Genomic DNA, 11,199 nt, shown 5'->3' with positions numbered 1-11,199 from the left:
TGCTCTTGGTGTACTCGCGCAGACCATCACGGACGGCCTGAATGATGCGGCACAGGTAGGTGTAATCAGGGTTATCGGGGACCCCGCAGAATTCGGAGAAAAACGTACGCTAAGGAAACTCTGAAGAAGACTTCCTGATTTTGGCAAAATACCCGGATTCCACCCGCCGAGTTTTCCGATGAAGCAGATGACCTTCGCCTACGCCGAGTATGCCGGCAAGCGCAAGCAGGCCCGCAAAGAGTTGTTCCTGATCGAGATGGATCAGGTGGTGCCGTGGAAGGGTTTGATCGCCTTGATCGAGCCGCACTACCCGAAGGGTGAAGGCGGCAGTCCAGCCTATCCGCTGATGGCGATGTTGTGCGTGCATTTGATGCAGAACTGGTTCGGCTACAGCGACCCGGCGATGGAGGAGGCGCTGTACGAGACTACAATCCTGCGTCAGTTTGCCTAAAGACGGAACATATGCACCAGACGCTGAAGTTGGGTTGCCAGAGCAGATAGTTGCTTACTGGTGGCAACATTCTGACGGGAAGCCTCGCTAGTTTCCTCGGCAATCTGGCTGACACTAGTAACGTTACGATTGATCTCCTCCGCGACAGAGCTTTGCTCCTCAGCGGCAGATGCAATCATGGCATTCATGTCATTAATAATCGCAACAGCGTTACTGATCTGATCCAGCATATGACCTGCGCTGGCAACCTGTTGTTTACCAGCTTGTGCTTTGGTGCAACTACTTTGCATGACCGCAACAGCACGATTTGCCCCGCCCTGCAGTTTTTCAATCATGGTCTGAATTTCGCTGGTTGACTGTTGCGTGCGCGAAGCAAGCGAGCGCACCTCATCCGCCACCACAGCAAAGCCTCGCCCTTGCTCACCAGCTCTTGCAGCTTCAATAGCCGCATTAAGGGCAAGTAAATTGGTTTGATCGGCGATGCTGCGAATGACATCCACCACAGAGCTAATACCAGCACTGTCTGCTTCAAGCTCATGGATAACGGTGGCCGCGTGCTCAACTTCACTGGCTAGGCTGTCGATAGAAGAGATTGTTTGATGAACAACAAGCTTTCCACTTTCCGACTGCTGATCTGCTTCCTGTGCTGCTCTTGCTGCACTGGCCGCGTTCCCAGCCACATCCTGCACAGTAGCTGACATTTCGTTCATCGCAGTAGCAACCTGATCTGTCTCCAACTGCTGGCGGCGGATGCCGTCACTGGTTTCAGTGCTGATCTGAGCAGTCTGCTCAGCTGCGGCTGCCAGTTGCTCCACAGCCCCCGCCAACTCTTGAATGGTGTGGTGAAAACGCGAAGCCATTGCATTGAATGAGCTAGAGATTTCGCCCAGCTCATCACGCCCCTGATAGGTAACTCGATAGCCCAAATTGCCATCAGCTAGCTGCTGACCGCCGACTTGAAGCTCGCGAACAGCTTTTGTGATGCCAGATACAGTAGCCAAAGCCACGACTGTGGCCAGAAACAGAGCAACCACTAGCGTGAGACCGATTATCACAACCAGACGATCGAAGCTCTCTTTAGCGCGCTGGTAGCTTGCATTGGCGCTCTCCTGCTCCGACTCAACCAGATTACGCACGCTGGCATAGGTCGTCATAAATGCAGGTTGCAAGCGATTCAGCAGGATTGCATTCCCTCCCGCATAGTCACCTTGGCGCATTGCATTGAGCGTCGGTTGAACACCATTATCCAGATAATCAGACAGCTTGTTTTGCAGTTCAGTGGCCAAGCGCTGCTGCTCTTTGCTCATTGGCATACGCTGATAGTCAGCAAGGCGCTCACGCATGCTGCCTACGCTTCTATCCACAGCATCGAAATGCATGCTCGCGGGGTGGTCATGTGCCTTTTCGAACGCACTACCAGGCTGATGTTGCAGAGCAAGCAAAAGCTGAGTGCGTGCATGGTGCATGTGATTGGTGAGGTCGCCAAGCTTATCGAGCGGTAGCAGAACGTTGTTGTACATCTGGTTAATATCGGCATTGCTGCTGCGCATGCCGTTAAGCCCCGCCATTGTCAGGCCGGCAGCCGTAGCAGCTAGCAGAATGAGCAAACTGATGAGACGGGTTTTAATTGAAAAACGGGTTAGCCAATCACTCACTACTTCACCTCATTATTAGGCATATCAATGTGCCTTCATTGTATCGGCTGGTTCATTTGAAATCTTGAGTCAGGCTCCCCCTCAAGGCTTCTCGCCGTATGGTCTGGGGCAATTTAGTACTTAAATCAAAAACAAGCCATGAAGGCTGTCCGGCTAGGCTATAGCCCAACCGGGCGTCAGACGAAGCGGCGAAAGAGCGTCAGAGTAGGGCCTTTTCCGGAATTTCCTGACGCCTTCGGCGCGGCGTCTATGGCCTCAACCTGACACGCCAGCCGTTAGCGTGCTTTATTGTCCGAATTCTGAGGCGACCCCTTATCGACCATCGGCAAGTCGTACCACCACTCATCCCCTACGACAGCAGTCATCAGCCCTGGATTACTGCAATATGAATTGGTGATCTCAATCCCCTCCGCATCACCCCACAACTCGCGGGCCCGCTCTTTATCAAACTCACCCCACTTTCGACGCTGGATGATATGGCCCCTGACATAGTTGGTCAGCGCCTCCCCCTCGGCCATTACTTCATCCCGGATCGAACTCAGGTTCTTGGCCAGGTAATGGTCATCACAGGAGATAAAGAACGCCTCCACACTGCGGCCGCCCATTGCGCCCCATGGTTAGGGTGAGACTTTATTTTCAAGGATGAAACTCTATTTTCGGGGATGACACTTTATTTTCATCCCACACCTCGACGGGCGGAGCAAGATATCGAAACAGGCCGCAGGATGCAAAAACAGGCCGAAACCATACCCCGCAGGATCTGGCCCTCAAACCGCCTCAGAAGCGTTGCAAACTTTCAGGCAGTAAATGCCCTGTCTTGTGTGTCGAAGCGCCCCAAAACGCGATACAGGCGGCCTGTTTGCCGCCAGCGCCCCGTTTTAGCCGCTAAAATTCGCGGTTTAACATAAAAGGCGTTATGCGCACCTCAGAACACCCTTCGATTCGCCAGTTTTGGGCTTAGGCGGTCTGATGGATCTCGTTGGTAACCTGTAGGCACATAGCCCGCATGTCTAGCTCTCCCGCTGCGATGGCCTTAAGGGTCGCATCATCCAGAGCCTGCACGATGCTGGTAGCCCGGCGCTCAAGCTCCTGCCGGGCGATGCGCTGCCAGTCTTGCACGTCCATCAGGGACGCCAGCGCGGCCTCGTTGGCGCGTCCGTAGCCGCGCAGCACCTCTTTTGCTGTCTCGGTGGTGGGTGTAATCATGGTCTGGCCTCCTGTGCTTATTCGGTGGGGTAGGGGCCAAGGAACCGAACCCCGTTGAAGTGGATCAGGTGAGAGGGGGCATCGGCTACCCATACTTCGGTTTCCCATGCGATTTCCCCGAGGTAGCGGCCCATGATGGCCCGGTTCGGGAAGGCGGTCACATAGACAAGCCCGGCAGTCGATCCGGCAAACAGCTTGGCAAGCTCGGCGTGCCGCTTTCCATCGACCGGCCCGTGACTGGTGACGGACTCCACCAGTAGCAGCCAGTTTTTCGCGGTGAAGTGCAGCACCACGTCAGGCATCTTGCCGTGTGAATCCACATCGACACCCAGCCCGGTCAGCAGGGCTGCGTCGAAGTAGCCCCATTTGTCGCCCGTGTCGCCGGCATAGACCAGCACGCTACCCGGCGCAAAGCGCGGTGCGAAGTCCTCGATGATGGCCCGGATTAGTTCGCTATGCTCGCCGGGGCTGAGGGTGATTTGCTGGCCCGGTGCAATCTCAACCGGAATGCGGTTCTGCTCGCGCTCCTTGGCGTAGCGGGCAACCAGCGTTTCACGCTCGGCCAGATAGGTGGTGAGGCTGTCATGCCATGCGGGGGTGCCGAAGGTACGCAGCAGGGCCAGCGCGGCGGGTTCGATCTGATAAACCGCCTTGGGGCTATTCACCGGGCGGTCGGGCTTGTCCGGGTTGTAGAGGGCTACGCCAGCGTCGCAGAACTGGTGCATGGACTGACGGCGGAATGTCTCGCGGGTGTTGGGCGCGTACTCCTTGCCGTAGTGCTCCCGTGCCCAATCCATGATGGGCGTGATGCCCACAAGCGGGTTTTCCGCGTCGGCCCATGCCTTGCCCGGCGTGAGGTTCAGGAGGGCCAGCAGGCACAGGGCAGAACGCTCGTTCTGCTGCGCTCGGGGCAGGCCCAAAGAAATGATGATTTGCTGTGCGGCCTCAATGTAGTCGTTTTGGTTGTTCATGCGGTCAGGGTTCCTAGCTTGCCGTCGATCTCTTCTTGCGTGAGAACTCCTTGCTGCATGGCCCACTTGCCAAGATCTATCAGAGTGTCACGGCTCGGGTACTTCATCTGCTTTAGGTCGGTTGCATTGACCTGCGTATGGCCGTTGAATCGCCGGAAATGTTCATCTACTGCGGTTGTGTTCAGGAACACGACTAGTCCACGTGCCAGCGCCTCTGGCAAGCCGTGCTTGCCCTCGTGAAACAGGTTCATGTGGTTCTCAAAACCCAACACGGAATGATCGCCAAAGGCGGTAGGTTCAACCAAGCTTGCCACCACGCGGCGCTTTTCCTCTTTTGAGGAAAATCGGCGCACTAGGCAATAAAACCCATTCGGGTAAAGCCACTTTTCCGTCTCGTCGTTGCGCATGATCGCGTTGGGCTTCTTCAAGCCCGCCACGGGCCAGACGGTGCCGGTCATGCTCAGGTGGCCGGGGTAGATCAGGGGCACGGTGCCCGGCTCTGGCATGTCGCGCAGGTGCGCTTTCAGCCGGAAATCGACTACCGGCCCGGTCGATACCTTCACGCCAATGTCGGCCAGCGAGCAGCGCACGGCGGGCGATAGCTCGATGGCGCTTTTATCGGTGGTGGTCGGCACATGAATGAACCGTTCCTGGTCATCCGGGAACACGATCCGGTCGAACGGGTGTTCGTGGGTGGTCAGGTCTGAAAAGCTGTCATCTGTCGAAGTCGTGACCGTGACAGGCCCCTGTTGGCCGCCACGCTCCAAGCGGATGATGATGTTTTCCTGCAGCACCTCGTCATCCCTGAAAGCCTTGTTGCGTGACTCGAACAAATGCATGTGGCGGATCGCCGCCCGCTCAAGGATGAAGTCACGGAACGGGCGGTAATACGGCCCGTTGCAGAAGCTGCGCGGGATTATGGCCACGATCTGCCCGCCCGGTGCTGTCTCGCCCACGGCCAGCGCGACAAAGGCGGAATACAGATTCACTGTCTCGATACCGACAGTGCGCAGAGCCAGCCGGTGGGCTGACTGGCTGTTGATCTTCTTGTAAGGTGGATTGAGGATCACATGGGTATAGCCTCGATCCAGCAGACCTTCTCCGGTCGCCAGCTCGATGTAATCGCCCGCGAGGATGCGGGGCGTCACGCGGTTGTATCCGGCCAAGTGCTGCGCAAGGTGGCCGCGAAGCTGCTCGTCGATCTCGTAGGCCGTCGCCTCAACAGACTCAAAGCCAAAGCCGCCCGTCACCCAGCGGTCGAGAAAGGCGCAGGATAATGCGCCAACACCTGCGCCAGCATCCAGTAGGTGGCAGGTTTTAAGGGGGCTATGGGGGAACAGGGATGCCATGAAACGGGCCACACTCGAAGGGGTCATGAACTGACCGAACTCGGATTTATGTTTCTGTGTAGTTTGTGGTGCTATGGTGCGGCGAACGTTATCTGCTATTTCCAATCGCTGGAGCAACTTTAAGCCTCATGTATTTGCGAGTGTTAACCGGTGCGGGATAAGTTGTTTGATGCTGTAAGTTTGCGGTAACTTATGGCCCAGAAAAGACAAACCCCGAATCTCTAAGTGCAATCTTGGCGGATGGCTTAGAGAGTTCGGGGCCGTGACTTAATCACAGGAACAAGAATACCACATGGATCACATCAAACAACCCAGAGCCGCCAATAAGCGCGGTGCCAGATGGTAAAACCAGCGCTTCTAGCTGCTGCATTCATCGAACGTCTCCCTCGTCGCCCTTACTGCACTGATGATAAATCGTCAGGGCTGCTCATTCGTCCGCAGGCTACCGCACTGGGCTATCTCCACATCCAGTACAACCCGCCTCCGCATGTATCCTCCTTGGTGTTCGACTTGGACAAGCCGGACAGTTACCACGCGTGGAAGGATGCGGGCTTGCCAGCCCCGCACTGGGTCAGCGTTAACCGCACGAACGGCCATGCCCATATCGGGTATATGCTGGCGGCCCCTGTAGCCCGTACCTGCGCTGCACGGCAAAAGCCGTTGCGCTATCTGGCCGCTATAGAACACGTTCTAGCGAAGCGGCTAGGGGCCGACATGGGGTATTCAGGGCTGATCACCAAAAACCCTACCCATAGCGATTGGCTCACTGTCTGGCACCAAATCGAGCCCTACAGCCTCGACTACCTCGCCGAGTTCTGCCCAGACGCCGATTTGGCGGCCTACAGCCGCCGCAGTCGCAAAGAGGTTGGCGGGCTGGGGCGTAACGTCACGGTGTTCGATAACGTGCGTGAATGGGCCTACAGCGCCGTTAGAGCGTATTGGCGGCCCAACGGGTATGAGGCTTGGGCCGATGCGGTGAGAGCTGCTTGTGAGAGCGCGAATGCGTTTGGCCGTGAGCAGGGCGGCCCGCTGCCCGTGTCGGAGATCAAGGCCACGGCAAAGAGCATTTCCCGTTGGGTATGGAACCGATTCACCCCCGCTGGGTTTAGCCAGGTGCAGGCGCATCGAGGGGCTAAAGGCGGGCGAATATCCAAACGTCCAACTAAGAACGGCAAGGCTCGGGCGGACTTGTTGCCCGAGGTGATAAAACTCAAGGCGCAGGGTTACAGTAACCGCGATATTGCCGAGGATCTGCAAATTTCGGCGGGCAGCGTGTCCAACTACCTACGCCGTGATCGTGAGTGATCAAATAAGCCTTATCAGATAACAGCGCCCGAAAGGGCGTTTCTTGTCTCTAGCGGATCATTCAAGAGAGAGGATCTTGGCGAGGTGGGTAACTGCGCCCGTCCGTCCATCAGGGGCTTGCCCCCTGTGGGCGGCAGCAGTTATCCACGGAGCGGGGTGCTCTTGACCATGCCCCCCGTTAGGCGCAGAATCAAATTGGAGATTTGATTCATCAAAAGGCTGTAAATGATGGAAGAGCTACAGGCCAAGTGGGTGTTCGATCAGGGTGGGTTCTCCAAGGTCTTGGTGGTGCCCACCCCCATGGGCGCCGGATACCACCTCCATCTGGTGAAGTTCGGTCGCCAGAGCGAGACCGTGGTGCTGGAACGGCAGCGCGGAGGGTGGCGGGTGTTCAAGAGCATTGATGCCGCTGCCAACACCGCCCATGGCATCGGGTTCCGGCGTATCGAGATCGACCTCAGTTCGCGCTAGGCTCTGGTGCCTCTGCCTCTGCCTCTGCCTTCGGTTCCGGTCTGGGAGGTAGGTCGAACAGGGCGCGGTCATCATCCCGAGTTAGAGCCTTATCCATTCTATCCGTCAGCGCTTTAAGTGCTGCATCATCGCTATCTGCTATCGCGAGATATACGGCACCAACTAGGATCTTTCTTCTGGTGTCTTGCTCCCTAGTCCGCTTCCTTTCTTGAGCCCTTATTCTTGCCTCTTTTCGTTGCTTCTCTGCCTTCGCCTGTTTCAGCTTTTTTTCGAGATTTTCAATTCGTTGCTCAATGACCGTCATGCTGTTTACTCCCCTCTTGTTTACCCATAGCTTACCAGCAATAAATTAGCCAAAAAATGCCGCCTAGGTGTTAATCTTTAACCCGTAAGGGCGCACTTAGGCAAACTCCGTTTGCGTGCGGCCTCCGGCGGTAAAACATCAAGACAAGAGGCGCTGCGTGGCTATCTATCACTGCTCTGTTAAAACATTCAGCCGACGCAATGGTCAGTCATCCACTGCTGCGGCTGCCTACCGCTCTGGCGAAAAACTACTTGATGAAAATACCGGTGAGCTGCACGACTACAGGAGGAAAGGTGGGGTCATTTCAGCGACCATAATCCTACCAAGCCATGCCCCTGCATGGGCCTCCGACAGGGCGCGTCTTTGGAATGAAGCCGAGCGCGCAGAGACCCGCATCAACTCGACGGTGGCGCGTGAATTTGAGATCGCTCTACCCCACGAACTTTCCCCCAATGACCGCGAACGACTGGCCCACGAATTTGCTCGTGAGCTGGTCGAGAAACATGGCTTTGCAGCCGATGTGGCGATTCATGCCCCACCGGAATTCCAGAAGGGCGGCACTGGGAAGGTGATCGACAATCAAAATCATCACGCTCATATCCTGCTCAGTACGCGCCGACTGGGGCCGAACGGGTTCACCGAAAAAACCCGAGAGTTTGATGCGCGATCCAATGAACGTGATGACGACTCCTACCTGTTCGGGCCAGCCCTTATTGAGCACTGGCGTGAGCGTTTCGCTCTTCTCCAAAACCTGTATTTAGCTCGTGCAGGCGTGGCCGCTCAGGTTGATCACCGGAGCAACAAGGCCCGTGGCCTCGATGCGGTGCCTACCCGCCATCTAGGCCCTGCTGTGGTTGGTTTCGAGCGGCGTATGGGGATCGACAGCGAGAAGCGCCAGCGCGAAGCGTTGGCGGTCAGGGCGGTTGATGAGCGTGTGCAGGAGTTGGATGCAGAGGTGCGGGGGGAGTTGGCCGAGCTGGATGCACAGGAAGCCGTGATCGCCGCCGAACTGGCGGAGAATCTACGCTATGTCGCGATGGATGATGCGGAGTTGACAGAGGTGATCTCGAAGACCCAACCAGCGGACATTGATGCCCAGGTGGCGTCTTCCTGGGAGGTTAGCAAGGCGAAAAGTGACGTCACCGAGTTGGAGGGGGAACGCGATAGCGTGGCAAGGCGGATCACGTCGTGGGAGGAAGGCCACGGCTTCAGAACATGGCTCAACAGCAAGGGCATTGGCGGGGCCGAGTTGGACGAGTTGCGCACTGAGCTTGAACAACTTGGCAACCGGATCACGAAGGCGATTAGACGGGTCAGGAAAGCGACGGAAGCTGCGTCTGCTCGCCTCTGGCCGGAATACAACAGGCGGATAACCCTATTCGACGAGCTGATCGAGCTGCGTAAGGCGAAGCGGCAGCGCAAGATTCTTCAGGTTCAGAAGGCGCAGTCGTTGGATTTCACCACTATCGCCCTGCAACGCTCTTTGGGCGCGTTCGGGTGGGCGGACGGGGGAAGGGAGTGGAATGCCTGCCCTAAGCCGCTTCAGAGGCTCATAGAGGACTACCTTTCAACGTCTGGGGGGGAGAGGGAGACCATGAGCGCGGAAATTGGCAGGAGCAGGGATGTGCGCGATTGGCTGGCTCAGCAGAAGAGGGGCATAGACCCTGCTCCTGCACCGAAACGCAACCATGGCCCAAGACTGGGGTAAGCCGTTACAGCTAAAGGCTACAAGTAGATGAGGAGCGGCCAAATCAAAACGCCAATTCGAAATGTCAAAATCGCAAATTGATTTTGAGGTGCGGGGAGGGGGGTGAAAAACTGGGGCCGGTGGCCCCATTTTCCCGCCATCGAGGCGGCTTATCTGATCGGGTGCACCTCGTGTGGGATGAAAATAAAGTTTCACCCTATAGATGGACAGATGCCGCCTTTTAGGCGGCATCTTGTTCACATTCACGAGCAAAGTATCATCCTTGTGTCGGGGTGATGGGGTCTCTGGCCAGATCCTGATGAAAATAGAGTTTCATCCTCTCTCAACCTTCGTGTAGGAGAGGAATAAAGTTTCATACTAAGCAGTCAAGTAACCCTGTTTGTACCGTTCTAAATGATACTCACCCAGAAATAAAGATTCATACTAATTCCTACTACAAAATCTGAGTCACGCTACAACTGAGTAATAAAGTATCATACTGGTTGTCTTGAGCATCCACAGATTGATTGGCCCCATTCAAACACGTTTCTGGACAAGAATGAGCTAGAAGTATTGATCTAGCTCTGGTGATTTGAATTAGAAAATGTATTAATGTTGTGTATAGTTTATCAGCAGGTATTCGTAAGCATCTAGTCAGGAAAAACAACAATACCCAACGCTTCGAGAAGCTGTTCTTGTTGCCAGCTGGCAATTTTGATACCTGATGTATCGACTTTTCGAGGATCTAAACCGTCGAGTTCGGCGTGACATAAATTAGCACCCTGTAGGCTAAACTGTCCCCAGACATCTTCAGAAAAAACACCTCGACTTAAGTCTGACTCTTTCAGTGATGCGCCCGCGAGGTGAGTCCCTATCCAGCGATTTTCAAACAGCTCACATTTTTCTAAACAGACCCGCTCCATATTGGCATAAGACAGGTTACATCCAGTAATAAAGGCTGAGCAAAAGTACATACGATTACTCACTTGATTGGCAAAGTTTGCTCGGGAAAAGTTGGCCCCTTTTAAATCACACTCACGTAACTCAATACCGTAGCAATTGGCGTTACTAAAGTTTGCCATCGCAAGCTGGCATTGTTGGAAACTTGCATCGCGAAGGTCTGCGACATCAAAATGGCAACCTTCGATATCACCCTGTTCAATGAACTTGCAGTTAATAAATGTCGCATCACGCAAGTTAGCACGTCGAAAATCGCATCGGATAAAGGTGCAAGCAGTGAAAGTAATATCACTTAGATCTTGATGTGAAAAACTGTGGTGTCGATATGTGTGACGGTAGGTTTCCATGTTGACTCCTATGATGAACTGGACGCAACACTACCATCAAAGCCACATCACATCACCAAAATAAAAACACTAAAAATCAAGATCTTAAAAACCCTCATTTTGCCTATTTTAAGGGGGTAAAATAGCGCCCTGAGCCTCTATGTTAACGTTCAAAGTACGCGGCACCATTGAAAAAAGTTATCCGCTTAAAAAGCCACAGAGAAAAGGAACCCAATAGATTACTGATGTCCGCCATTAGGTAAAGTAACCTTAAACGGAAGCCTGCAATTTGAAGTAGATACAAGGTCTAAGAAGGAATGGGGCATAAACGTTTTAGAAATGGCAGTGTACTCTGATCGCTGCCATTTAAGTATGAATCTTTAATACTCAGTATGATTCTTTATTACTTAGTAACGAAACTTTATTCTACTCACACACTTCGATCACCACAGCCGCAGCATAAAGAACCCCTTTCTGCAACTCTGTAAGCTTTGCCTTAGTCATGGCTTTTTTC

At 54.5% G+C, this 11,199-nt stretch carries 10 protein-coding genes and 1 pseudogene; 4 read left to right on the top strand and 7 right to left on the bottom strand.

Features of this window, described 5'->3' with window-relative positions:
* Positions 1-178: 178 nt before the first annotated feature.
* Positions 179-448 (top strand): annotated as a pseudogene (locus PG888_RS21460) (transposase); the annotation flags it as partial.
* On the opposite strand, the gene PG888_RS21455 reads toward PG888_RS21460, so the two are convergent.
* The 5 genes from PG888_RS21455 to PG888_RS21435 form a co-directional block, all read right to left on the bottom strand.
* Positions 448-2,106, bottom strand: a complete 1,659-nt coding sequence (locus tag PG888_RS21455) for a methyl-accepting chemotaxis protein (protein ID WP_194760709.1) — start codon at positions 2,104-2,106, stop codon at positions 448-450. The pseudogene PG888_RS21460 and the gene PG888_RS21455 overlap by 1 nt on opposite strands.
* 275 nt (positions 2,107-2,381) lie before the next feature.
* Positions 2,382-2,711: a hypothetical protein gene (locus PG888_RS21450; RefSeq protein WP_270694323.1), complete on the bottom strand. Its 330-nt coding sequence runs from the start codon at positions 2,709-2,711 to the stop codon at positions 2,382-2,384.
* A gap of 352 nt (positions 2,712-3,063) precedes the next feature.
* Entirely contained in the window at positions 3,064-3,312 is a 249-nt protein-coding gene (locus tag PG888_RS21445) for a hypothetical protein (protein ID WP_182939827.1), read from the bottom strand.
* 17 nt (positions 3,313-3,329) lie between these two features.
* Positions 3,330-4,283 (bottom strand): BsuBI/PstI family type II restriction endonuclease, encoded by a 954-nt coding sequence (locus PG888_RS21440; protein ID WP_167557713.1) that lies wholly within the window; start codon positions 4,281-4,283, stop codon positions 3,330-3,332.
* Positions 4,280-5,632, bottom strand: a complete 1,353-nt coding sequence (locus PG888_RS21435; RefSeq protein ID WP_205759821.1) for an Eco57I restriction-modification methylase domain-containing protein — start codon at positions 5,630-5,632, stop codon at positions 4,280-4,282. Before PG888_RS21435 ends, PG888_RS21440 begins: the two co-directional genes overlap by 4 nt.
* A 339-nt stretch (positions 5,633-5,971) precedes the next feature.
* On the opposite strand from PG888_RS21435, the gene PG888_RS21430 reads away from it, so the two are divergent.
* Positions 5,972-6,937, top strand: coding sequence for a replication initiation protein (locus PG888_RS21430; RefSeq protein WP_167557711.1), 966 nt, complete (start codon positions 5,972-5,974; stop codon positions 6,935-6,937).
* 228 nt (positions 6,938-7,165) lie between these two features.
* Positions 7,166-7,408, top strand: a complete 243-nt coding sequence (locus tag PG888_RS21425) for a plasmid replication protein RepB (protein WP_167557714.1) — start codon at positions 7,166-7,168, stop codon at positions 7,406-7,408.
* Here the strand turns inward: PG888_RS21425 and PG888_RS21420 are convergent.
* Positions 7,395-7,712, bottom strand: coding sequence for a mobilization protein (locus tag PG888_RS21420; RefSeq protein WP_167557710.1), 318 nt, complete (start codon positions 7,710-7,712; stop codon positions 7,395-7,397). The genes PG888_RS21425 and PG888_RS21420 overlap by 14 nt on opposite strands.
* A 157-nt stretch (positions 7,713-7,869) precedes the next feature.
* On the opposite strand from PG888_RS21420, the gene mobQ reads away from it, so the two are divergent.
* Entirely contained in the window at positions 7,870-9,420 is a 1,551-nt protein-coding gene (gene mobQ / locus PG888_RS21415) for a MobQ family relaxase (protein WP_167557709.1), read from the top strand.
* Positions 9,421-10,049: 629 nt separating this feature from the next.
* On the opposite strand, the gene PG888_RS21410 is transcribed toward mobQ, so the two are convergent.
* Positions 10,050-10,706 (bottom strand): quinolone resistance pentapeptide repeat protein QnrS2, encoded by a 657-nt coding sequence (locus PG888_RS21410; RefSeq protein ID WP_012537714.1) that lies wholly within the window; start codon positions 10,704-10,706, stop codon positions 10,050-10,052.
* Positions 10,707-11,199: the final 493 nt, after the last annotated feature.

The organism is Aeromonas sp. QDB23, from assembly GCF_027707745.1.
GTDB lineage: Bacteria > Pseudomonadota > Gammaproteobacteria > Enterobacterales > Aeromonadaceae > Aeromonas > Aeromonas allosaccharophila.
Note: the sequence above shows the minus strand (reverse complement) of the source record. Positions and strands in the feature narration are given on the sequence as shown.

Excerpts from the sequence above, each read along its gene's own strand:
- PG888_RS21435 (WP_205759821.1), bottom strand. The coding sequence starts at position 5,632 with ATGGCATCCCTGTTCCCCCATAGCCCCCTTAAAACCTGCCACCTACTG.
- PG888_RS21450 (WP_270694323.1), bottom strand. The coding sequence starts at position 2,711 with ATGGGCGGCCGCAGTGTGGAGGCGTTCTTTATCTCCTGTGATGACCAT.
- PG888_RS21430 (WP_167557711.1), top strand. The coding sequence starts at position 5,972 with ATGGTAAAACCAGCGCTTCTAGCTGCTGCATTCATCGAACGTCTCCCT.
- PG888_RS21425 (WP_167557714.1), top strand. The coding sequence starts at position 7,166 with ATGGAAGAGCTACAGGCCAAGTGGGTGTTCGATCAGGGTGGGTTCTCC.
- PG888_RS21445 (WP_182939827.1), bottom strand. The coding sequence starts at position 3,312 with ATGATTACACCCACCACCGAGACAGCAAAAGAGGTGCTGCGCGGCTAC.
- PG888_RS21410 (WP_012537714.1), bottom strand. The coding sequence starts at position 10,706 with ATGGAAACCTACCGTCACACATATCGACACCACAGTTTTTCACATCAA.
- PG888_RS21420 (WP_167557710.1), bottom strand. The coding sequence starts at position 7,712 with ATGACGGTCATTGAGCAACGAATTGAAAATCTCGAAAAAAAGCTGAAA.
- PG888_RS21440 (WP_167557713.1), bottom strand. The coding sequence starts at position 4,283 with ATGAACAACCAAAACGACTACATTGAGGCCGCACAGCAAATCATCATT.